Origin of the sequence: Methanoculleus chikugoensis (assembly GCF_019669965.1) — an archaeon.
GTDB lineage: Archaea > Halobacteriota > Methanomicrobia > Methanomicrobiales > Methanoculleaceae > Methanoculleus > Methanoculleus chikugoensis.
On record NZ_AP019781.1, the window covers coordinates 2,250,559 to 2,272,068 of the forward strand.

The following is a 21,510-nucleotide window of genomic DNA, read 5'->3' on the forward strand; positions in this document are numbered from 1 at the left end:
GACCGGAGCCGCAGCCGTGAAGTTCCACTACCTCCTGGTCGACGACCTCCTCGACAAAGGCGAGTTCGAGCGGCGGGTGGAGGAGAAGGTGGCGGAGTCGGGCGACCTCTTGGACGAACGGACGGCGGCGATGCTGGTCGTCAGGGATCTGGGCCGCTCGCACATCCGTATACGCGACCTCGCGGCGGCCCCGAGCCTCGCGTGCTTCTTTGCAAAGGTGCTCTCCGTCGGGGAGCCGCGGGAGTTCGAGCGGCCCGACGGCGCCCCGGGGATCGTCGCGAACGTGACGGTGGGCGACGAGACCGGCAGGGCCAGGCTGACCCTCTGGGACGAGAAGGCCGCCGCGGTCGCGGAGATCGAGGAGGGCGACGTCCTCGAGATCCTTGGGCGGCCGAAAGGCGGCGGGAAGATCCCCGACGTCACCGCCGTCGCCGTCCAGGAGGCGGCGTGCGAGATCACCTGCGAGGAGGCCGTGACCTCCGGGGGGCCCGGACCTGTGGGGGACCTCGAGGTCCGGATGATCGCGGTCGAGAGCCCGCGGACGTTCACCCGGCGCGACGGAACACCCGGCGAGATGGTCGAAGCGGTGATCGGAAACGAGGACGGCGTCTTCCGGCTCGTCGCCTGGGCGCCGGACGTCCTCCTCGGGGTGGAGTCGGGAGAGAACGTCGTCATCCGGGGGGCGGTCGCCCGCGAAAGCGACCGGGGGATAGAGTACAGCCTCAGCGAGTCCGCGTCCGTCACGCCCTCCGACCGGGAGATCGATCTCCCCATGAACAGCATCGCCGACATCGAGGAAGGCGGGACCTACTCGCTTGCCGGGACGGTGGTGTCCGTCCAGCCCCCTCACTCGTTCGTCACGCGGAACGGGCGGCAGTCCTCGGTCAGGAACCTGGTCATCGTCGACCCGACCGGCGAGATCCTGGTCGTCGTCTGGGGCGAGAAGGCGGACGAGCACCTGATGCCCGGCGACCGGCTCTTAGTCTACAACGCAACCGCACGGCGGGGGCGGTACGGGGATCTCGAGGTGCACCTCTCGTGGGGGAGCGCGCTCGTCGTCCTCGGTGAGGAGGAGGAGATCGAGGTGACGGGAACGGTCATCGCCACCCGGCAGGGAATCGCTCTCGACGCCGGCGACGCCTGCTACCTCCTCCGTGAACCGCTTCCCGTCGGATACACCGTCCGCGCGAGAGGCACGGTGCACAGGGGCGTGATCAGCCCGAGCAGTCTCGAGGCCGTACAGCCCGATCCCGAAGACCTGCAACGCCGCCTGGATCGGATCTCGGGGCAACCCCGATCCTGATCTTCACTTTCACCCCGCACGGCAAGCGACCTTTATGTCTCCGGCTAGAGATTCTAGTGTAGCAAACAGACCTAGAGATCAAGTGAGGAATGAGATGTCAGAGATTGATCTTGAAGATTTACCCGGCGTTGGACCAACCACCGCCGAAAAACTCCGGGAAGCCGGATACGGGACCGTCGAGAGCGTTGCGACGGCCACCACAGCGGACCTCGCCGAGGCGGCGGAGATCGGTGAAGCCACTGCAAAGAAGGTGATCCTCGCCGCCCGGAAGATGGCGGATATCGGCGGGTTCAAGACCGGCAGGGATATCCTCGACAAGAGGAAGGATATCAAGAAACTCCGGACGCGGGTGCCCGAGTTCGACGAACTGGTCGGCGGCGGCCTCGAGACGCAGGCGATAACGGAAGTCTACGGCGAGTTCGGGTCGGGGAAGAGCCAGCTCGTCCACCAGATGGCCGTCAACGCCCAGCTCCCTGAAGAACTCGGCGGCCTCTCCGGCGGGGTCATCTACGTCGACACCGAGAACACCTTCCGGCCGGAGCGTATCGAGCAGATGCTCGCTGGCCTCCCCGAAGAGGCGGATCTCGGGGATATCGAGGATGTCCTCGAACGAATTCACGTAGCGCGGGCGCACAGCTCCGATCACCAGATGCTGCTCCTCGAGACGGCACGGGAACTCGCAAACGACCTGCGGAACTCCGATTACCCGGTAAGGCTCTTCGTCATCGATTCGTTGACGTCGCTCTTCCGTTCGGAGTACGCGGGACGGGGCACCCTCGCTCCCCGGCAACAGAAACTGAACCGCCACATGCACGACCTCCTGAAACTGATCGACGACCACAACGCCGTCGGCCTCGTGACCAACCAGGTGATGTCGAACCCCGGCATCCTCTTCGGCGACCCCACGAAACCAATCGGCGGCAACATCGTCGGGCACACCGCAACCTTCCGGATCTACCTGCGCAAAAGCAAGGGCGGCAAAAGGGTCGCCCGCCTGGTGGACAGCCCCAACCTCCCCGAGGGCGAGGCGGCGTTCATGGTCGAGCAGGCAGGGCTCAGGCAGTGTTGAAGGCGCTTGTAACGGACGTCGACGGCACCATCACCAACCGGCAGCGGCGGATCAACACCGCCGCCGTCGAGACCGTCCGGACCCTCGTTGACGCCGGGATTGAGGTGGTGCTCGCAAGCGGCAACACCGTCTGCTTCATGGACGGCCTCTGCAAGATGGTCGGGACGGACGGGACGATCATCGGCGAGAACGGCGGCGTCTACCGGAGGGGGTATTCAGGCACCCTCCGCGTCCCGGGCGACAAGAAGACCTGCCTCGCGGCGTTCGACGTCCTTAAAGACTATTTTGCCGGGAAGGGCGTGGAACTCGAACTCTACAGCGCGCAGTACCGGTTCGCCGACGTTGCCTTCGCCCGGAACATCGACCCCGACGAGGCAAGAGCGGTCATCCGCGACCATGATCTCCCCGTCCGGGTGCTCGACACCGGGTTTGCAATCCACCTCCAGACTCCCGGCGTGAGCAAAGGAGCGGCGCTCGCGGAACTTGCCCGTGAGATGGGGCTATCCCCCTCCGAGATGATGGCCATCGGCGACTCCGAGAACGACATCGAGATGCTCGAAGCCGCCGGCTTCGGTGTTGCGGTGCGAAACGCCCCTGCCGCGGTGCAGGCGGCGGCGGACTGGGTCACCGAAGGGGCCTACGGGGACGGATTCGTGGAAGCGGTAAAAAAGTATTTCAATGATTTTGAGATACGGTAACCGTGTTCGTAATCCGGCTCCCAATGACGGACCTTGAAGGTCAGTATTTATAGCCGGATATCCAGTATTTCAGGAAATTACGGCTTTGTTGAACCCCTTCCCCTGAGATCGAACCACCTGCGGAATTATTCGTAAATCTCGATTCACGCGAAGCCGCGAAGAACGCGAAAAGACTACTAATACCCATTCAGGTTTCGCGCCTTCGTGTCTTCGCTTGAGGTCACATCACCACCAACTCTTAGTAATCGAGTATCAATTTCAACAGAGCCGAAATTACTGCCTTCGCTCTCCCCAGTCCACCAATCATACCGACTCCCCGCAACGACGGAGTTTAATTGGTTCTGTTCTCATCTTCCTCAGGAGTCTGCTCCTCTATCGGCTCCTCGGCCGGTTCCGGTGTGAATGTTGAAATTTCTTCCAGCCCCGGCTCCTCAATCGTGGGCTCCGCAGTTGGTTCCTCAATTGGGGTTGGCTCCGGTGTTATCGATAGAGTGGGCGGGGGGACGGTTGGCGGTGGCGTCCAGTCTTCTGGCGGTTCCCGGTCATCCCGGGACGGGGTTGCGGTTGGGTGGGGCGGGAGATGCCACACCGGGGTCGGCTGCGGAACCGATGTTCCTACCGGGGGTGGTGTTTCTATCGCCATAGGAGGCGCAGTTGGATCGGTAAGGGTTGGTGTGGGCGTGGGCGGCTCAGTGGGCGTTGGAATGGCCGGTAAATAGGGATTATCGGCCCTTCCTTCACGAAACAGCCGTATCGGTGCAGAAACAGGGAGATCAGAATACCTCGGTTTTCCGGACTGTTTCTCCGGCATTACCTCTATCTTAGCATAGTATTTCCGTGGAATGTAATCATATTCGCCCGTATAGGAGTTTCTCATAAATGAATATTGGGCAAAATCCACCGTGCTTATCACATACACCGGGACATTCTCAGAGTAAATGAGAATTACCGACTCCGTGAGTGGGTAATTCCATTCCTTAAGCCAATCATAGTATCCGAAGCGGGTTTCAAGGGTCGGACCACCGTAATCCTCACCGTTTGGCCCGGCACCCCGGTTATGGAAGTGCAAATAGATGTTTTTCAGTTCAATGTTGCTGAAGTGGTAAACGTGGTCGTGCAGTTCCATGCTCATCATATCTGCTAATTCCGGAGGAAACTCCGATTCAACGATAACACTTGTCGTTTGTGTGGCATGATCAACGATGTAATAGTAGGTGCGCAAAACGCCAGCCGTTCCCGTCCAGGTCTCGATAGTAACCTCCGTTGTCGGCGTCGGCGTCGGATCAATCGTCGGGGATATCGTTGGTGTAGGATCCAGTGCAGGCTCCGTGGTCGCGGTGGGTGTGGGGGTCGTGGTTGCGGGAGGTGTGGGGATCGCCGTCTCATTCGCCGTCGGGGTTGCGGTCACCGTCACCGTAGGGGTCGCTGTCGGTTTGGTTGTCGGACAGGGTGTCTTTGTTGCCGTTGGAGTAACCGGTGTTCCCTCAGAAGAACTGCTACTGCTGCTTCCCCCAGACGATGATGAAGACCATGCCCAACCGCCAGAACTGCGTGTTTCAACCACATTTGAAAACATCCCGAAAATTGCATTCACAATTCTCGGCCCCGGTTCACCCAGTGCCTCAACCGTCTTATTCTCGGCCGCATCTGTCGTATTATCAATAGTCCGCGAGACGATCGCGTCTTTCACGATAACAGAATTCATCTCCGCCGAATCGTTCAACCTCCCCGTTTCAAACCCGCCAGTGGCGTAAAGAACGCCTGCAGCCAGGGCGAGGACGAGAACGATTCCAGCGACGATCTCCGATTTTTTCATGATTATAACCCCATCCGGCTCGTGTTCCAACAAATCCGGTCGCGAATATATTTTGCTGTGGATACATGCTCGAAGATATATATGTTTCCAGGCGACCACCGAACCTGAGTGAGGAACGATTCTCTACGCAGACCGATCAACCACGCATGATACTGGAGAATTGAGGTATGATGTACAGATCTGTCCCGTCACTCTTCTCCAAAAAGTGTGGTACGGCCGGGACCTGCAACCCGGACCGTGCCCGGACCATCGTGCGAGGCCGGGTCTCAGTACTCCACCAGTTTCGGCCCCGACACTGAGCAATGCGGCCCAGTACCGCAGGGTAACGAGGAGTTGGTAGCACCCGGAGGCCAGACTTCGCACCTTCGATGATCAAACTCCGGCCCTTCGACCTTCGTTCTTCGCGGCTTCGCGCTCTTCGCGTGGGGCTGTCTTATTATCTGCACCTGTTAACTCACGCGAAGGACGCGAAGGGAAGTCAATGGTTGACCTATTGAAAACTACCTCAGCCGTTTTAGTGAAGTACCGGGTCTTTTCCGCTGGTGCACATGTCAGAGCCCAGCCCCCGGACGGGGTCGCCGTGCTCTCCGTCCCGGTGTGAGCATCGATGCGGTCGGCGTTATGAACTGCCGAAGGGCCGACCCGCAGGTATCTCAACCAGTATGGCTACCGCACTCAGGCGTGGCCGGAAAAAAAGTATTGTCCCTATCTCTTCAGCAGGTAGCGGTCGACGACGACATAATCTTTTATGTCCTTCACCGCCTCGAACGGCACGAGCATTTTGTCCCCGTCCGTCCTGTAGCCGTCGGTCTTGAACGTCTCGTCCGGTTTGACGAGCAGGTCGGCAACCTGCCCCGTGTTGAGGTCGACGATGATATTCTTGATAGTCCCGATGAGCATGCCATCGTTGCTCATCACTCTCTTCTTGGCAAGGGAACGGCAGAAGGTTTTACTCATATAAAACCGTGGGGCGTTTGTACTATTTAAATCTTTTAAAGTCCATAAAATCACGGAAACGAGCGTTGCAGATTATTGCCGGAGTGCATGCGCTACCGTCTCCGCAGTGGGAGAGAGCAGGGTGTAGAGACCATCATTAACCGGAGCGATGCATATCGGCTCGGTAAGGTTACAAAAAGAGATTTTTAGGGTTATTTCACGGTTTCTGCCGCCATCCGGACATCGGTTGCCTTGACCGTCTTCCTGCCCGCGTGACCCGCCAGCTTGATCGCCTCTTTCGCGATCCTTGAGGCATACTGCTCCATCAACTTCGCGAGTTCTTCATTGGCATCGGAACTCACCCGCTCCGCGCCGGATTTCTTTACGATTCTGCCAACAGGTGCCAGAGGTATATCAGTCATGATCCATTTTCCCCCTTTTCATTGAGTTCTGTGGAATGCACTCACCCACAGAACTCGTTTGACAGAAGCACCATAGGTATTCTCATATAAATACTTATCTGTCACCAGAGGGGTTGGACCACCAAATTTCGAACGGGGAGGGGATCAAAGTGAGGGAAAGACCCGAATTATATCGGTCTGGGTAACGATCCCAACGGGCTTGCCGTCCTCGACCACAATCAGCCTCCCAATCTCCCGTTCCTTGAACCGGCCCACGAGTTCGTAGAGCCGGATCGACGACGGCGCTTCCACCACATCGGCCGTCATGACCTTTGAGACGGGCGTATCCAGCGTCAGCCCCTCGTCCAGGGCGCGAGCGACATCGCTCAGCGTTACGATACCCGCGAGGTCGCCGCCATCCTTTATCACCGGCGCGCCGTGGATACGATGGGTATTGAAGAGGTGAACGGCGTCGCGGAGGGTGGCGGCGAGCGGCAGGGTCAGGAGCGGGGCGCTCATATAGTGCTTGATGGACTGTTTGGGGAGGGATATCATCTCCGAGACGCTGATGAGAAGCGCCTGCAGGTTCTCGTCCATCCCGAAGACCTCGCCGCGGACGAGGAGTTTATTCACCGGCGTGGGCCCGATCGAGAGCATATCCCCGATGCGGAAGAGTTTCACGCTCCCGATGATCCGGACCATCGCCTGGCAGAGGTCGGGGTGGCAGAGGGTGGTGAACCCGAGCTCCCTGACGCGGACGCCCTTCACCTTCTCGCCGTCGCGGTAGATCGGCACCTCGGACTGGTGCTCGAGATCCCCGAGATTCAGTTCGCGGTAGGCTCCTGCGGTCGGGCTGTATCCTCCTTTCGGGCCGGGAACCCCGTCGACCAGCCCGAGGGCTTTCAAGGCTTGCATCTGGTTGCGGACGGTGCCGGGGTTGCGCTTCAGCACATCCGCGATCTCCTCACCTTTTATAGAGTGGGAAGACTGATGGTATAGGGTAATCAGGGTTATCAGGATATCCTTCTGAATCGGAGAGAGCTCCATAATTATCAGTGATTATACGTTGTTTAAATACATTAGGTTGTGCGTACCGTGGAATTTGAAACCATCCCGACCGTTCCGACGGCGGACGAGGTGCTCGACCGCAGTCTCCGGAGAGCGGCAGCCAAAAAGAAACTGAAGACCAACATCGATACCGCGAACGAGGAGTTCGTGCGGGCGGTCGGGAGCGCCATCCACGACAAATTGAAGAGCGTGGTAAGCTCGTTCCCGAGTTTCGAGCGGCTCCCCCCCTTCTACCAGGAGGCAGCCGACATTCTGGTCTCGCTTGATAGGCTGAAGAAGTCCCTCGGCGCCGTCACCTGGGCGGCCGACCAGGCCAGGGTCATCGGCTCCGGCTACGCCCGCAGCATGCGCAAGGCCGAGGAGACCGACCGGAAACGGAAGCAGGCCGTCGCCCGCATGGCATCGATCGTTCACCAGGTGGGAGACGACCTCCTCTACCTTAACGAAGCGAGGAACATCCTGCGGAAACTCCCGCACGTCAGCGAAGACGAGTTCACCGTGGTGGTGGCGGGGTTCCCGAACGTTGGGAAGTCCTCGTTCATCAGGCTTGTCTCGACGGCGGAACCCGAGATCGCCGCCTACCCCTTCACCACCAAGGGGATCATCGTCGGCCACCGGGAGATCGGGAAGCGCGACCGGATCCAGTTCATCGATACGCCCGGCGTCCTCGAACGTCCGGCAGAGGAGAGGAACCCCATCGAGCGGCAGGCGGTCAGCGCCATCACCAACACGGCCGACGTCGTCCTCTTCATCCTGGATGCAAGCGAACACTGCGGCTACTCGCTCGACGACCAGAACAGGCTCCTCGAGGAATTAAAAAGACTCCTCGACGTGCCGGTGGTGACGGCCGCAAACAAGGCGGATATCCGGGGGCTCGAGGGTTACCCGGCGATGTCCACGCTCACGGGAGAGGGAGTGGAGGAAGTGCTCGATCTCCTGCTCGCATTCAGAAAGGAAGCCACAAAAACGAGCCTGCGAGAGCCGCCCCAACCAGAAACCCGGCAATAGCCCCACCGTTCAGGGGCGGGAGCCCCGCCTGGGGGTTACCCTTGCTGACGAAGTAGAGGAGCACCGCGAGCCCTGCAAGCGATCCCGCCATCGCGCCGAGTGTCGGGGCGGAGAGGATCCAGAGTACCGCAGGCGCGTCCACGAAGACGTGCGACGACGCCACGAGAATGGAGGGCATGATGAGGTCGCCCATGCCCATGACGAACGCGCCGCGCTCCTCCCCGCCGCCGATGTTGAGCCCCTCTTTTCTGAACGAGTAGTCCGCTCTCTTCGGGACCACGACCATGATGGGCGCCTTCGTCTCGAGGACGCCTTCGGCGAGGGTGATCATGTGCTTTGTCCGGTAGACCGATATGGCATCGTAGACCGCGAGCAGCACGAGCAGCACGAGCACCGGCAGGACGGCGAGCGATATCCCGAAGATGGACGCAACCCCGGCGGAGATCAGCACGCCGAGGATATCGATGACGTACCACTCCGGGTAGAGGTAGAGGAGCGCCGTCGCCGCTACGGCGCCGATGAGCGTCCCTGCCGCGGCGGCGGCGGTCGTCCCGAACAGGAGGAGGGAAAGCGCGCCGAATATATAGAGGAACGTCATGAAGAGGGCGAACCCGATAAAGAGGGCGATGAACCGCCGCCCACCCGTCCGGAGCAGGAAGAGCAGGACCAGCGTAAAGGCGAGCAGCATCCCTATGAATATCAGGGGGTTCGCCACCGATTCGGGATCTTCAAACGCAACAAGCCCCGCCGCCTGCATGGGCATGACGAGGATGATGGCGATGATCTGGACGAACAAAAGCATCAGAGCCATTCCGAGAAGAGGCAGCCAGTCGCGTATCTCCATCACAAAACTCCACCCATGATAGGTAGGTTAATTAATGCATCCTCATCATTTTAAATTATGGAGATTCGCGAACTCATCGGCGATATCGTTCTCACCATCGTGATGGTGGTCTCCACCGTCGTGCTGGTGATGCGATTCTGGCAGGACCTGATCATAGCGGTTGCTGCGACGTTCATGATGCTCTCCCTCGGGGGGCTGCTCATCTCTCTCGGCATGAAGATCGTGAGCCTCGAGCAGAGCGTCGTGCAGCGGGAGCGCACCATGCGCGTGAACATGGAAGAGATGGGGAAGACGATGACCGCCAGATACGACAACACCGTCAGCCACATCGAGGAGATCGTCGACGGCCTCTCCCGGCGGATGTACCGGTGAACCGGATCGCCATCTTAATGGCATCTCCCTCTCTCATGACTAGGTAAGCATGGGCGTTGCTATCCGAGATATCCTGGCAGACAGTAAGGAGGCGTTGACGTGGGACGATCTATCGGGCATCGCCGCATTGGACGCCCATAACGCGCTCTATCAGTTCCTCTCCATCATCCGGCAGCCGGACGGCACTCCGCTGATGAACGGTGCGGGCCGGGTCACCTCGCACCTCTCCGGCATCCTCTTCCGGACGGTGAACTTCCTCGAAAAGGGGATCCGCCCGGTCTTTGTCTTCGACGGGAAGCCCCCGGAGTTCAAGCAGGAGACGATCGACGAGCGGCGCGAACTCCGCGCCAGGGCCGACGATGCCTGGAAGACGGCACTCAGGGAGGGCGACATGGAGGAGGCCTACAAGCAGGCGAGCGCTTCCACCCGCATCGACAGCCACACCATCGCGTCGTCCCGCGAACTCCTCGACCTGCTCGGCATCCCCTGGGTGCAGGCGCCAAGCGAGGGCGAAGCGCAGGCGGCGTATATGGCGCGGCAGGGGAAGGTCACCTACGCGGTCTCCCAGGACTACGACTCGCTCCTCTTCGGCTCCCCGGTGCTGGTGCGAAACCTCACCGTCAGCGGCCGACGAAAGATGCGGGGGCGGACGATCGCCGTGAACCCCGAGCGGATCGTCCTCTCCTCCCTCCTCGACCGCCTCGGCGTCACGAGAGAGCAACTGGTCGAGATCGGTATCCTGGTGGGCACCGACTTCAACCCCGGAATCCGGGGCGTCGGCGGAAAGACCGCCCTGAAGATCGTTCAAAAAGGCGGGTTCGAGGAGGCGATCGCCGAGAAGCAGCCCGAGTTCGATCCCGCTCCCGTCCGGGACTTCTTCCTCGACCCGCCGGTCACCGACGACTATACCCTCGAATGGAGGCCGCCGGACGTCGACGGGGTTATCGAGATGCTCTCCGGCCGCTACGACTTCTCCGAGGAACGGGTCAGCGCCGCTCTCGCCAAGGTCTCGGTGAAGGCGACGCAGAAGACGCTCGATGCCTGGTTCTGACACGCCCGATACGCCACCCTCCCGGCTAATGTCTCAAAACGGCGCCGAATCCCGGAAAGCGACCCTCTCTTTTCCATAATGGCGCATCGGGAGACGACGCAATAGATATATGCCAGAACGACCAAGTAAGCCAATTGATAAAGAACTCCCAGGCCTTCAAGACAGGATGGGGAGTGCAGGGACCGAAAGCGGACAGGCACAATCTCTGATTACCGTTCAGTCTCCCAGACTATTATCGACCTTTCGTTCTCCCGGTTCATCCGGGTTCTTCCCGGAACCAACTCCCTTCCGTCACCCAGCGTCGCCCTATAACCACGGTGGCCCTGCCGGACCGCCGTTAAACGATACCCTAACAGGTGATTGATATGAAAGAACTCTACGAGAAGATGATAAACGAGGCCATGGCCGCCCAGCGGGCGGACGTGGACACGGTAAAGGCGAAACGCGGCCAGAAGTTCGTCATCGAGGACACGAAACCCTACGTCGACGTGGCGAAGAAGATGACGGCGATCGGGGACCAGAGCCAGGCGGTCATCGACCTCCATAAAAACTCGGTGGTCTCGCATTACGAGATCCTGAAAGGCCTTACAACGACCGTCCGCCCAGAAGACGACCCGTTCGTCGAGCACTACCAGACACCCGTGGTGCTCGAAGTCCTGAAGGATCAGGACGAGGCGTTTGCAAAGAGCGTCGATATCTTCGTCCAGGCGATCGCGGATGAGGAGGCCCTGATCGGCCTTGAGGCGGTGCGGCACTACGGCGGGTTCTACGGTCCTACCTGCGTCGTCGACTTTGCATTGATCCCCGGGAGCACGAGCAATGTGGTGAACCGGGTGCTTCTGAAGACCGATATCCCGGACGATCACAAGCGGGCGATCCTCGCCGCCAAATCATGGGGCATGAACACCTCCTACGGCTTTGGAGAACACTTCTCCCACGCCCTCGAGGCAGGAGCCACCACCGCCGAGGCAACGAAGAAAGAGATCGCGACCATGCAGAAACTCTACCTCGAGCCGGTCAACGCCCAGGCGGAGCTGATGGACGATGCCGGGATGACCTCCTTTGACCAGCGGAAGTACATGAGCGAGTACCGGCGGCGGATGGAGGCGACCATCAAGGCGGCGATGGATGACGGTGTCCACTACGGCAACATCCTGACCATCCCCGCCTATAGCGTCGGCGACGTCGCGCACCACATCGCGCAGACGACCTTCAACATGTGCAAGGACGACGTCGTCATGGCGACGATCGAGGCGGTCACCGACGTGATGGAGTCCTCGCTCCGGAACTCGCTCGACTCCTACAAGAGTTACTGGGACGTCCTCTCGGTCGCGACCGGGTCGTCTGCCGCCGCAACCGAGTATCTCCTCCAGCTCGACGGGTTCAACGCACCCATGATCGTCGACCTGCTCACGAAGCGGTTCCACAACTACGTCCAGCTCTACCCGTCCCGGGGCGCGGCGGCGGAACTCCATAACTGCGACTTCATGGACATGATCTACCGCGGGTGGAAGATCCTCGACAAGGCAGAGCGGATGCGGAACGGCTCCGGTGAGGAACTGGTCCCCATGGTCGGCAAGTACCCCGTCGACCTCTCGCCCATCAGCAAGAACGAGGTGCTGATGAACCCGCAACGGTACGTCTACGCGGCCTGTGCCATAACCGTCCGGTTCGCCGCCCTGATGAGCCTTGCCGACTACCCGTGCCTCCTGACGAGCGAGCCGGTGACCGCGACGATGATGACGAACATCATCGCTCTCGAGAAGGAGACGGCGGCCGCCCCGGTGCGGGCCTGCAAGAACTGTGCCTCGGCGTGCCTGATCGACATGCGGCACCAGTACTGCCAGTGGAAAGAGGCGGTATAGAGGGAGCGGTCATGAAGTGCTACTACTGCGCCCTTGAGGGAAAGGATAGCGAGGCGGTGGCAATCTGCATTGTCTGCGGGATGGGGCTCTGCATGGAGCATGCCATCCGGAAGGATGTCGACGTCTGGGAGGGCGGCTACCCGCTCCCCAGCAAACGGGTGAAGACACCGCTGCCGCGGATCCTCTGCCCCGCATGCTACAATGCCCTGTATGCGGAGTAAGAGCACTCTCAAGCCCTTTTTTGGGCTGATGTCCATTAAAAAGGAGTACCTTGTATATCTGGTGTAATCATGACCACATCTCTTGGAAAACGATGCGTCGCCGAAGCCGTCGGGACATTTATCCTCGTCTTCTTCGGTGCCGGCGCCGCGGTCGTCACGCTGATGCTCGCCGCGGGAACGACCCCGGCGACCCCGTTCAACATAGGGATCGGGGCGCTCGGGGGGCTCGGCGACTGGCTCGCCATAGGACTCGCCTTCGGTATCGCCATCGCCGGGTCGATCTACGCGTTCGGGAAGATATCGGGCTGCCACATCAACCCAGCGGTGACGATAGCCCTCTTCGCGACCCGCCGGCTCCCCGGCCGGGACGTCGTCCCGTACATCGCCGCACAACTCGTCGGCGCGGCCGCCGCGAGCCTGCTCTTTGCCTGGGCGGTCGGCCCGGACGCCGTCACGATCGGGGGACTCGGGGCAACAACGCCCTTCCCCGGCATCGGCTACCTGCAGGCGATCGTGATCGAGGCGGTCGGGACGTTTCTTTTGATGCTCGTCATCATGGGCGTCGCCGTCGACGAACGGGCCACGCCAGGCTTTGCCGGGCTTCTGGTGGGTCTCGCGGTCGCGGGGATCATCACGACGATCGGGAACCTGACCGGCGCATCACTGAACCCCGCCCGTACGTTCGGGCCCTACCTCGGGGACTGGCTGCTTGCCGGCCAGAGCCTCTGGGAGTTCTTCCCGATCTACATCATCGGGCCCATCGTCGGTGCGCTGCTCGCCGCGTTCCTCTACGACTATCTCTGCGGCGAATGATGCAACCCTACCTCTCTTTTTGGAGCGGCTAAACATTCCGGCCGACCGGCGGCCATCAGAAGAACGGTGAACCGGAGCGGATCCGGTTCGCCCAAGTTTACCCCGAACGCCCGTTTGATGAACAGGCTCGCGGGAACCCTCAGCGTGGAGCGAAGAGCGGCATACCGATGCTCCCACCCGGATCGACATCCGGAGATCCGCGCTTTCCCGGCACGGGCATCGCAGGATGCGCAGCCGTGACCGGGGTGTTCACATCTACCCTCGGCTCCTCCTTCCCCTGCACGATACTTATAGATTTCGGGTGAACGGCGTGCCGTGCCCCACTCGGGCCCGCCGGGGATCGGGGGGACAGCCCCTACCCGAACCGCACCGGATCGGTCTCGATATCGATGACGACGGGCTTGTTCATCCGCACCGCCCGGAGGACGGCGTCTGCGAGATCCTGCGGCCGGGCCACCCGTATCCCGGCGCCGCCGCAGGCCTCCGCATACGCCGCGAAGTCGGGATTCGTGAGTTCGACGCCGTAGGGCGGATAATTCGCCTCACGCTGCTCCTCCCGGATCATCGCAAGCTGGTGGTTGTTCAGGACAGCCACGACGACGGGAAGGTCGTACCTGACCGCCGTGACGAAGTCGGCCATGACCATGGAGAACCCTCCGTCCCCGGTGATGCAGACGACGGTCGCATCGGGGTAGGCCAGTTTCGCCGCAATCGCCCCGGGGAGCCCGAACCCCATCGTCCCGAGGTAGCCCGACATCGCGAACCGCTGCCGCTTCATCCGGAAGTTCCTCCCGAACCACCACTGGTTCTCCCCGACGTCGAGGGAGATGACCGCGTCCTCCGGAAGGGTCTCGGAGAGAACTTTCATGATGTAGGGCGGGCGGATCGGGACAGCCTTCGGGTCGGCCTCCCGGTCGAGGTGGCGAAACCACTCCCGTTTTTGCTCCGCGAGCCACGCCCGGGCCCCCGTATCCTCCCGCGGCCGGACCCGCTCCCGGATCATCGGTACGGCAACCGCGCAGTCGCCGAAGACCCCTGCCGCGAGCGGATGCTTGCCGAGCTGGAGCGGATCGATATCGATATGGACGGCCCGCTTCTCATTGGGGATCCCGGTGAAGTCGGAGAAACTCGCCCCGCAGGCGATCACGAGGTCGGACTGTGCAATAAGCGTGCGGGCGTGCGGCGTCCCGAGCGGGCCGTGCACCCCGGCGACCCACTCGTTCTCGTCGGGGAGGATGCCCTTCGCCCTGAAGGTGGTGACGACAGGCGCCCGGATCGTCTCTGCAAGCTCGAGGACTGCTCCCGCCGCACGCATGGCGCCGAACCCCGCGAGGATGACCGGCCGGGCGGCGCCGTCGATCGCCTCCGCCGCCGCACGGACGGCCTCGTCGGTCGGGGCCGCCGTGACCGATGCAAGACAGGTCTCGCGTTCGCAGTAGGCGGGTTCGAGCGACTCTCTCTGGATATCGTTCGGGAGAGAGAGCTGGGCGACGCCGCGGCCGACGATCGCGTACCGGAGCGCCCGGGTCAGGAGTTTGACCGCCGTCGACGGGTCGGCGACGGTGTTGTTGAAGACCGCAATCGGACGGAAGAACGCATCCTGGTCGATCTCCTGGACGCCGCCGGGGCCGGCGTACTGCGCCTGCACCTGCCCGTTCAGGGAGAGCACGCTCGCCCGATCCTCCTTCGCATCGTAGAGGCCGGTGGCGAGGTTCGTCGCCCCCGGCCCGGCGATGGTCAGGCAAACGGCGACCTTCCCCGTGAACTTGTTGTAGGCCGAGGCGGCGAGGGCCGCGGTCTGCTCGTGCCGGACGACGATATACCGTGCGTCCGGGTTCCTCCTGACCGCGTCCACGAGCGGGAGCGACGATGAACCGGGGATACCGAAGTAGAGGGTGATCCCCCAGGCCGCGAGCTCCGCGACCAGCACGTCGGCCACGGTCATGGCGCCCTCTTCAGAGGTAGTCTTCGTCATTCGTCTCCACCTCCTCCTCGCCGGCCCGCACGAACGCCTCCTTTCCCGCACTGCAACGGGGGCACCGCCAGTCCCCGGGAAGATCCTCGAAGGGCGTTCCCGGCGGTATCCCGGTAGCCGGGTCTCCCGCCTCCTCAACATACTCGTAATCACAGACACTGCAGACCCATCGTGCCATATCATCCACGCTCCGAGAGTGACTCTCCGGGCCGTACCCAATCTCCACGTATAAAAATGCCTCGCCGGTCGGTGACCGGGTCGGGGGTTCCGGTCAGGGGGCCCCGGGCTCTCCCGTTGCAGGCGGACGGGGGGTCTCGTCGCCGGCCGCGGTTCCCCGGCGGTCTCCGTTGCCTTCCGTCACATTTTTCGCGAGTGCCGAGAGACCGAGCGTCGTCCCGAGGTTCATCGTATCGAGCACCGATGCGGGGACGAGGACGAGCGTCGCCTTCTCTTTGAGCCCTTCGTAGAGCATGTTCATCGCCCGGAGATGGAGCGCGGTCGGGTTGTCCTGGTAGGTTCTCGCCGCCTCCTCGAACTTCTTTGCGACCTGCAGTTCGGAGTCGCCGAGGATCACCCGGGCCTGCCGCTCCCGCTCCGCCTGTGCCTGCATGGACATCGCGTCCTGCAGTTCACGGGGAATCAGGATGTCGCGGATCTCAACAGAACTGACGTGGATACCCCACTGCTCGGTCCGGACGTCGATGATCCGCTGCAACTCCGCGTCCAGCCTCTCCCGGCCTTCGAGCATGTTTGCGAGATCGGACTTCCCGATCACCTCCCGGAGCGCCGTCTGCGCCGCCCAGCTGATGGCCGAACGGTAGTCCTCGACCTCCAGCGCCGCCCTCTCCGGGTCCCTCACGCGCCAGAAGAGGACGGCCTCGACATCGACCGGCACGGTGTCCCGGGTGAGGGTCTTCTCCGCCCGAAACGACGTCGTGATCGTCCGAAGATCGATCCAGTAGGCCACCGTATCGATGAGCGGCACGATGGCAAAGACTCCCGGCCCCCTGAGACCCGAGAACCGGCCCAGGCGCAGCACGAGGGCTTTCTCCCACTGGTCGGCGATCTGCATCGAGGCGGCGGCGACCACCCCCGCGAGGACGACGGCGGCGGCAGCCCAGAGGAGAGGAGAGAGACCGGGAGTCGTGAGAGCGGCGTAGGCGATCAGCACTCCGAGGAGCGCGATCAGGAGAGCAATCGCATAACGAAGCGGGTTATTGCGGCTCATAGGATGTTACCCGTGGTGTGCTGCATGCGCCAAGCATATAATAGTAGGTATACAACACCACCCATACTCGGGTAGCAGGAGACGACCATGGATATCAGAGAGACCCACCCCTTCGACCTGGCCCCAGCAGAGGCGATCCGCCTCCAGGAGAGGCTCCGAAAGCAGGTCCGGCCTTCCGGCGACGCAGGGAAGGTATCCCTCGTGGCCGGCGCCGATGCCTCCTACACGAAAGGCGACGACGTCATTCACGCGGTCGTCGTCGCCCTCAGGTACCCCGATCTCACCGTCGTCGAGCGGGTCTCCGCCGCCACCGTGACGACGTTTCCCTACATCCCCGGCCTCCTGACCTTCCGGGAAGGCCCCGCCCTCATCGAGGCGTTCCGGCGACTGCGTTCCGAGCCGGACGTGATCTTCTTCGACGGGCAGGGGATCGCCCATCCCCGGGGGCTTGGGATCGCAAGCCACATGGGTGTCCTCCTGGACCGCCCCACCGTCGGGGTCGCAAAGAGTCTCCTCGTCGGCACGGCGGCCGAGCCCGCGGTGGAGAGGGGTTCGACCGCCCCGATGCTCCGCGACGGCGAGACGATCGGGATGGCGGTGCGGACGAAAGAGCGGGTGAAACCCGTCTACGTCTCCGTGGGCCACCGGATCGATCTTGTGCAGGCGGTCGACCTCGTCCTCTCGGCCGCACGGGGCTACCGGCTCCCGGAACCGACCCGGCAGGCCCACCTCTATGCAAACACCGTCCGGAGGGAGAGGGGCCGGGGCGAACGACAGACCAGCCTCCCCACCCGGTAAGGAAGACGAAACCGTTATCAGCGTTCGGGCTGAATAGGCGTTTACCGACCGGCACGGTGGAAAACCGCGGCCGGTTGCAGTCTATGGAGCGTGAAAAATGTCAGGAAGCCACTCACATACACGGTATTACTGCCCGAGTGCCTCCGCAGGAGGCAGCGCATGACCCCGCGTGAGATTGTGCCGGGTGTCTTCTCCGTCGGGGCCATCGACTGGGATCTCCGGCTCTTCGATGAGTTGATCCCGACCCCCGATGGTACCTCCTACAACAGTTACCTCGTGCGGGGCAGCGAGAAGACGGCACTGATCGACACCGTCAACCCGCCGAAGTTTACGGACCTCACGACAAACCTGGACCGGCTCGGCATCGAGAAGATCGACTACATCATCGCCAACCACGCCGAACAGGATCACTCGGGCTCGATACCGGCGATGCTTGACCGGTTCCGGGGGGCGAAGGTGGTGACGAACGCAAAGTGCCGGGATTTCCTGGTCGACCTCCTCCACATCTCCGCCGATCAGGTCATCGTCATCGATGACGGCGATACGCTCGCCCTCGGAGATAAGACGCTTGAGTTCATCAGCGCTCCCTGGGTCCACTGGCCGGAGACGATGCTGACCTACCTCCAGGAAGACCAGATCCTCTTCTCCTGCGACTTCTTCGGCTCGCACTACGCGACGAGTTCTCTCTACGTCCCCGATGAGGCGACGATCTACGAGTCCGCGAAGCGCTACTACGCTGAGATCATGATGCCCTTCAGGTCAAGCATCAAAGGGCACCTTGCGAACCTGGAATCACGCGAGATCGCCACGATCGCCCCGAGCCACGGCCCCGTTTATGACAGGCCGGCGTTCATTATGGATGCCTACCGCGACTGGACGGGCGACGACGTCAAGAACACGGTGGTGCTGCCGTACGTCTCCATGCACGGGAGCACCCAGGCGATGGTCGACCACTTCGTCGGCGCCCTGATGGAGCGGGGTGTCGAGGTCCAGCCGTTCAACCTCCCGAAGACCGACATCGGCGAACTTGCAAAGGCCCTGGTGGACGCTGCGACGGTCGTGATCGGGACCCCGACACTCATCTTCGGTCCCCACCCGCAGGCGGTCTACGCTGCGTACCTCGCGAACCTCCTTCGTCCGAAGACCCGGTATGTCTCGGTGATCGGGTCCTACGGCTGGGGCGGGAAGACGGTCGATACCCTGGCGGGCATGCTCGGCCGGCTCAAGGTCGAGGTGCTCGAACCGGTCTATATCAAGGGCCGCCCGAAGGAGGAGGACTTCGCGGCGCTCGACCGGCTCGCCGACGAGATCCAGAAGATGCACAAGGAGGCGGGGATCCTCTCCTCCTAGGCATCCCATCCTTTTTCACGGTTGCCGCCCCGTTCCCGAACCGGTTGGCCTGCACCGAAATCTTAACACGCTCTGATACCGACCAACCTTCGAGCTGCACCATGCCCCCATCCGACTTCAAGAGAGTGATTGCCGAGTCGCCCTACGTCTTCGTCATCGGCGTCGCGGGAGACAGCGGATCCGGAAAGACCACCTTCACCCGGGCGATCCGGGAGATCTTCGGGGACGACCTCGTCTCCACCATCACCATCGACGATTACCACAGGTACGATCGCCGGGAACGCAAAGTTCTCGGGCTGACCCCGCTCGCTCCCGAGGCGAACCGGTTCGACCTCTTGGAGGAGCACCTCGCCGAACTGAAGGCGGGAAGGGCTATCGAGAAACCGGTCTACAACCACGACAACGGGCAGTTCGATCCCCCGGTGCCCTTCAGTCCCACGAAGATCCTGATCCTTGAAGGGCTGCACCCGTTCATCAGCAGGACGCTCCGGGACCTGATCGACTTCAAACTCTACGTCGACCCGGACCCCGACGTCAAGCGTGCCTGGAAGATCAAGCGCGACGTGGAGCGGCGAGGCTACTCGGTCGAGGCCGTCCTCCGGGAGATGGAGGAGCGCAAACCCGACTACGAGCGGTACGTCGCGCCGCAATGCCTGTTTGCGGATGCGGTCATCCGGATCGCCTTCTCGAAGTACGGCAGGGACGTGAGCGAGGAGCGTAACGTCTACCGCGTCACCCTCTGCCAGAGCAGGCTCGAACAGAGCATCGGCGACGTCGACCTCTCCATCGACCTCTTCGGGCTCCTCTCGCTCTCCGAGCGCGACTTCATGGTCGAGTTCACCGTCGAGGACATCGGCGGGAAGGCAATGGGGGCGCTCACGTTCGACGGAGAGTTGAACGACACCGTCGCGCGAAAACTGGAGCGTAACATCGAAATCCAGACGCAGGTGGAGCCCATCGATCTCAGCCAGGGCAGCGACTACCTGACGGCCGGGGATATGGCCCAGCTCATCCTCGCCTGGCGGATCATCAACCGGCGCATCTTCGTCGAGACCGCGCCGGGAGCGGCCGGGAGCGGAGAGACGGGGAGCTGAAAAAAACGAGTCCGATTGTGGCCGCGGTTGATTTTACCTCCACTACGGCCTCTAAAAATGGAATTCCGCGCAGGATAAAGTAGATAAGAGCGCCCGGCGGATGTGTAACGATGGATAGGATCGAGCAGTTCTCGATCATCGCACAGGACATCGGCAGCATCTTCAGGTACATGAGCGTCGTCACGGTGCTGCCGCTTGCCGTGGCGGTGATCTACGGGGAGTGGGAGATGATCCTGCCCATGGCCTCCGTCCCGGCCGTCCTCGCTATCCTCGGTACGGTTCTTCTCCGGGTGCCCCGCGAGGACCGCGAGGCGCCCCTATCCACCGCGCTCATGGCGGTCGCTCTGATCTGGCTCGCCATCGCGCTGGTGAGCGCACTCCCGTTCTGCCTCGGGCTCGGCGTCTCGTACCTCGACGCCGTCTTCGAGGCGATGTCCGGGTGGACGGATACGGGCCTGACGATGATGCGGTCGGTCGACGACCTGCCGCGGACACTCCTCTTCTGGCGGTCGCTGATGCAGTGGCTCGGCGGTATCGGGATCGTCGCCTTCACCGTCGCGATGGCCTCGAGGACCGGGCTGACCCAGTTCCGCCTCTACCGATCGGAAGGCCGTTCGGAAGCGCTGATGCCGAGCGTCGTCGCGACGGGGTTCGAGATGTGGAAGATCTACCTGGTGCTGACCGCGGCATCGATCGGCCTCATCCTGCTCTCGGGAGTGCCGGTCTGGGACGCGGTGAACATCGCCCTCGTCGCCATCTCCACCGGCGGATTCTCCGTCCACTCGGGAGGGATCCCGTTCTACAACAACCCGCTGCTCGAGGTCCTCATCGTCCCGGTCATGATCGCAGGCGCCCTCCCGTTCAAGCTCTACTATCTTCTCTACCGCCAGAAAGGCGTGCAGTTCTTCGGCGACCAGCAGGCACGCCTCCTCTTCATGCTCGTCGCGCTCGGGATCGTCGTGATAACGTGGGACCTCGTCACGCTCACCGCGACCGACCTCCCGACGGCCATCCGCCATGCACTCTTCATGTCGGCCGCTGCAGCCACCAGCACCGGGTTTCAGGTCGCCTCCCCGAACGAGTGGGCGAGCGTGACCATCCTCTTCCTCGCGATGCTGATGGTGATCGGCGGAGCATCCGGGAGCACCGCCGGCGGTATCAAACTCTCCCGGGTTGTCCTCGGGTTCCAGAGCCTGGTCTGGTGGTTCCGGCGGATGTTCGTCTCCGGGAAGGTGCTCGTGCCCTTCAAGTACGACGGCAGGGTGATCCCGAAGAACATCGCCGACCTCGAGGTCTCCCGGAACATGCTGACGATCATGCTCTATTTTTTGATCATCTTCGTCGCCACGATACTGGTGATGCACCTGCAGCCGACATCGTTCGATTCGAGCAACGTGATCTTCGAGGTCGTCTCCGCGATGTGCAACAACGGCATATCCACAGGATTCGTCTCGCCCGAGATGGCCGATTCGGGAAAACTCCTCTTCATCCTGATCATGTGGATCGGGCGTCTCGAGGTCATTCCGGTGATCATGCTCGTCATGGGCCTCCTCAAGAGGTCCGATTGAGGGGGTCGCTGCCGGGAGTAAGGGTAACCGGA

General features: G+C 62.0%; 21 protein-coding genes. 13 read left to right on the forward strand and 8 right to left on the reverse strand.

The genetic code is table 11. The features are described 5' to 3' along the window. The first annotated feature begins 16 nt into the window (after window positions 1-16). The 3 genes from MchiMG62_RS11320 to MchiMG62_RS11330 all read left to right on the forward strand — a co-directional run bounded on the left by MchiMG62_RS11320 (window position 17) and on the right by MchiMG62_RS11330 (window position 3,070). Window positions 17-1,303 carry an OB-fold nucleic acid binding domain-containing protein gene (locus tag MchiMG62_RS11320; RefSeq protein WP_221057046.1) on the forward strand — a complete coding sequence of 429 codons (1,287 nt, stop codon included), beginning with the start codon at window positions 17-19 and terminating at the stop codon, window positions 1,301-1,303. 94 nt (window positions 1,304-1,397) lie between these two features. After that, the gene (gene radA, locus MchiMG62_RS11325; protein WP_221057047.1) at window positions 1,398-2,372 is read left to right on the forward strand and encodes a DNA repair and recombination protein RadA; all 975 of its coding nucleotides are present in this window, start codon (window positions 1,398-1,400) and stop codon (window positions 2,370-2,372) included. After that, window positions 2,366-3,070 carry a phosphoglycolate phosphatase gene (locus tag MchiMG62_RS11330; RefSeq protein ID WP_221057048.1) on the forward strand — a complete coding sequence of 235 codons (705 nt, stop codon included), beginning with the start codon at window positions 2,366-2,368 and terminating at the stop codon, window positions 3,068-3,070. Before radA ends, MchiMG62_RS11330 begins: the two co-directional genes overlap by 7 nt. A gap of 331 nt (window positions 3,071-3,401) precedes the next feature. Here MchiMG62_RS11330 and MchiMG62_RS11335 read toward each other — a convergent pair whose 3' ends face one another. From MchiMG62_RS11335 to MchiMG62_RS11350, 4 genes are all read right to left on the reverse strand, one after another. After that, window positions 3,402-4,916 (reverse strand): hypothetical protein, encoded by a 1,515-nt coding sequence (locus MchiMG62_RS11335; RefSeq protein ID WP_221057049.1) that lies wholly within the window; start codon window positions 4,914-4,916, stop codon window positions 3,402-3,404. 675 nt (window positions 4,917-5,591) lie between these two features. Continuing rightward, complete coding sequence (locus MchiMG62_RS11340) at window positions 5,592-5,843, reverse strand: PRC-barrel domain-containing protein (protein ID WP_074368701.1); 252 nt, start codon at window positions 5,841-5,843, stop codon at window positions 5,592-5,594. Window positions 5,844-6,034: 191 nt separating this feature from the next. Beyond that, window positions 6,035-6,244 (reverse strand): histone family protein, encoded by a 210-nt coding sequence (locus MchiMG62_RS11345; protein ID WP_011844756.1) that lies wholly within the window; start codon window positions 6,242-6,244, stop codon window positions 6,035-6,037. Window positions 6,245-6,388: 144 nt separating this feature from the next. After that, the gene (locus tag MchiMG62_RS11350) at window positions 6,389-7,270 is read right to left on the reverse strand and encodes a CBS domain-containing protein (RefSeq protein ID WP_221057050.1); all 882 of its coding nucleotides are present in this window, start codon (window positions 7,268-7,270) and stop codon (window positions 6,389-6,391) included. Window positions 7,271-7,318: 48 nt separating this feature from the next. On the opposite strand from MchiMG62_RS11350, the gene MchiMG62_RS11355 reads away from it, so the two are divergent. Then, entirely contained in the window at window positions 7,319-8,299 is a 981-nt protein-coding gene (locus MchiMG62_RS11355; protein WP_221057051.1) for an NOG1 family protein, read from the forward strand. On the opposite strand, the gene MchiMG62_RS11360 is transcribed toward MchiMG62_RS11355, so the two are convergent. Next, window positions 8,238-9,143 carry a presenilin family intramembrane aspartyl protease PSH gene (locus MchiMG62_RS11360; RefSeq protein ID WP_221057052.1) on the reverse strand — a complete coding sequence of 302 codons (906 nt, stop codon included), beginning with the start codon at window positions 9,141-9,143 and terminating at the stop codon, window positions 8,238-8,240. The genes MchiMG62_RS11355 and MchiMG62_RS11360 overlap by 62 nt on opposite strands. 57 nt (window positions 9,144-9,200) lie before the next feature. Here MchiMG62_RS11360 and MchiMG62_RS11365 point away from each other — a divergent pair, with 57 nt between their 5' ends. From MchiMG62_RS11365 to MchiMG62_RS11385, 5 genes are all read left to right on the forward strand, one after another. Continuing rightward, window positions 9,201-9,515 carry a hypothetical protein gene (locus tag MchiMG62_RS11365; protein ID WP_074368705.1) on the forward strand — a complete coding sequence of 105 codons (315 nt, stop codon included), beginning with the start codon at window positions 9,201-9,203 and terminating at the stop codon, window positions 9,513-9,515. 49 nt (window positions 9,516-9,564) lie between these two features. Next, window positions 9,565-10,566: a flap endonuclease-1 gene (fen, locus tag MchiMG62_RS11370; RefSeq protein ID WP_221057053.1), complete on the forward strand. Its 1,002-nt coding sequence runs from the start codon at window positions 9,565-9,567 to the stop codon at window positions 10,564-10,566. Window positions 10,567-10,931: 365 nt separating this feature from the next. Continuing rightward, on the forward strand, window positions 10,932-12,431 hold the full coding sequence (locus MchiMG62_RS11375) for a DUF2193 domain-containing protein (RefSeq protein WP_221057054.1): 1,500 nt from the start codon (window positions 10,932-10,934) through the stop codon (window positions 12,429-12,431). 11 nt (window positions 12,432-12,442) lie between these two features. Beyond that, window positions 12,443-12,652, forward strand: coding sequence for a DUF2180 family protein (locus MchiMG62_RS11380; RefSeq protein WP_221057055.1), 210 nt, complete (start codon window positions 12,443-12,445; stop codon window positions 12,650-12,652). A gap of 69 nt (window positions 12,653-12,721) precedes the next feature. Further along, window positions 12,722-13,465, forward strand: a complete 744-nt coding sequence (locus tag MchiMG62_RS11385) for an MIP/aquaporin family protein (protein WP_221057056.1) — start codon at window positions 12,722-12,724, stop codon at window positions 13,463-13,465. Window positions 13,466-13,820: 355 nt separating this feature from the next. Here MchiMG62_RS11385 and MchiMG62_RS11390 read toward each other — a convergent pair whose 3' ends face one another. The 3 genes from MchiMG62_RS11390 to MchiMG62_RS11400 form a co-directional block, all read right to left on the reverse strand. Continuing rightward, window positions 13,821-15,440 carry a thiamine pyrophosphate-binding protein gene (locus MchiMG62_RS11390; RefSeq protein ID WP_221057057.1) on the reverse strand — a complete coding sequence of 540 codons (1,620 nt, stop codon included), beginning with the start codon at window positions 15,438-15,440 and terminating at the stop codon, window positions 13,821-13,823. Beyond that, a complete protein-coding gene (locus MchiMG62_RS11395; protein WP_221057058.1) occupies window positions 15,421-15,618 on the reverse strand; it encodes a rubredoxin in 198 nt (65 codons plus the stop codon). The genes MchiMG62_RS11390 and MchiMG62_RS11395 overlap by 20 nt, the downstream gene beginning before the upstream one ends. 93 nt (window positions 15,619-15,711) lie before the next feature. Then, window positions 15,712-16,668 (reverse strand): slipin family protein, encoded by a 957-nt coding sequence (locus tag MchiMG62_RS11400; RefSeq protein ID WP_221057059.1) that lies wholly within the window; start codon window positions 16,666-16,668, stop codon window positions 15,712-15,714. Window positions 16,669-16,755: 87 nt separating this feature from the next. Between MchiMG62_RS11400 and nfi the strand changes: the two genes are divergently transcribed. The 4 genes from nfi to MchiMG62_RS11420 all read left to right on the forward strand — a co-directional run bounded on the left by nfi (window position 16,756) and on the right by MchiMG62_RS11420 (window position 21,478). Further along, window positions 16,756-17,466 carry a deoxyribonuclease V gene (gene nfi, locus MchiMG62_RS11405; RefSeq protein WP_221057060.1) on the forward strand — a complete coding sequence of 237 codons (711 nt, stop codon included), beginning with the start codon at window positions 16,756-16,758 and terminating at the stop codon, window positions 17,464-17,466. Between the two features lie 159 nt (window positions 17,467-17,625). Next, entirely contained in the window at window positions 17,626-18,816 is a 1,191-nt protein-coding gene (locus tag MchiMG62_RS11410; RefSeq protein ID WP_221057061.1) for an FprA family A-type flavoprotein, read from the forward strand. 101 nt (window positions 18,817-18,917) lie between these two features. Further along, a complete protein-coding gene (locus MchiMG62_RS11415; RefSeq protein ID WP_221057062.1) occupies window positions 18,918-19,910 on the forward strand; it encodes a phosphoribulokinase in 993 nt (330 codons plus the stop codon). Between the two features lie 110 nt (window positions 19,911-20,020). Next, window positions 20,021-21,478 carry a TrkH family potassium uptake protein gene (locus MchiMG62_RS11420; protein WP_221057063.1) on the forward strand — a complete coding sequence of 486 codons (1,458 nt, stop codon included), beginning with the start codon at window positions 20,021-20,023 and terminating at the stop codon, window positions 21,476-21,478. The last annotated feature ends 32 nt before the right edge of the window (window positions 21,479-21,510 follow it).

Bases quoted from the DNA above. Each gene is read 5' to 3' on its own strand.
- radA (WP_221057047.1), top strand. From the start codon at position 1,398: ATGTCAGAGATTGATCTTGAAGATTTACCCGGCGTTGGACCAACCACC.
- MchiMG62_RS11340 (WP_074368701.1), bottom strand. From the start codon at position 5,843: ATGAGTAAAACCTTCTGCCGTTCCCTTGCCAAGAAGAGAGTGATGAGC.
- MchiMG62_RS11345 (WP_011844756.1), bottom strand. From the start codon at position 6,244: ATGACTGATATACCTCTGGCACCTGTTGGCAGAATCGTAAAGAAATCC.
- MchiMG62_RS11350 (WP_221057050.1), bottom strand. From the start codon at position 7,270: ATGGAGCTCTCTCCGATTCAGAAGGATATCCTGATAACCCTGATTACC.
- MchiMG62_RS11360 (WP_221057052.1), bottom strand. From the start codon at position 9,143: ATGGAGATACGCGACTGGCTGCCTCTTCTCGGAATGGCTCTGATGCTT.
- MchiMG62_RS11365 (WP_074368705.1), top strand. From the start codon at position 9,201: ATGGAGATTCGCGAACTCATCGGCGATATCGTTCTCACCATCGTGATG.
- fen (WP_221057053.1), top strand. From the start codon at position 9,565: ATGGGCGTTGCTATCCGAGATATCCTGGCAGACAGTAAGGAGGCGTTG.
- MchiMG62_RS11375 (WP_221057054.1), top strand. From the start codon at position 10,932: ATGAAAGAACTCTACGAGAAGATGATAAACGAGGCCATGGCCGCCCAG.
- MchiMG62_RS11380 (WP_221057055.1), top strand. From the start codon at position 12,443: ATGAAGTGCTACTACTGCGCCCTTGAGGGAAAGGATAGCGAGGCGGTG.
- MchiMG62_RS11385 (WP_221057056.1), top strand. From the start codon at position 12,722: ATGACCACATCTCTTGGAAAACGATGCGTCGCCGAAGCCGTCGGGACA.
- MchiMG62_RS11390 (WP_221057057.1), bottom strand. From the start codon at position 15,440: ATGACGAAGACTACCTCTGAAGAGGGCGCCATGACCGTGGCCGACGTG.
- MchiMG62_RS11395 (WP_221057058.1), bottom strand. From the start codon at position 15,618: ATGGCACGATGGGTCTGCAGTGTCTGTGATTACGAGTATGTTGAGGAG.
- MchiMG62_RS11400 (WP_221057059.1), bottom strand. From the start codon at position 16,668: ATGAGCCGCAATAACCCGCTTCGTTATGCGATTGCTCTCCTGATCGCG.
- nfi (WP_221057060.1), top strand. From the start codon at position 16,756: ATGGATATCAGAGAGACCCACCCCTTCGACCTGGCCCCAGCAGAGGCG.
- MchiMG62_RS11410 (WP_221057061.1), top strand. From the start codon at position 17,626: ATGACCCCGCGTGAGATTGTGCCGGGTGTCTTCTCCGTCGGGGCCATC.
- MchiMG62_RS11415 (WP_221057062.1), top strand. From the start codon at position 18,918: ATGCCCCCATCCGACTTCAAGAGAGTGATTGCCGAGTCGCCCTACGTC.
- MchiMG62_RS11420 (WP_221057063.1), top strand. From the start codon at position 20,021: ATGGATAGGATCGAGCAGTTCTCGATCATCGCACAGGACATCGGCAGC.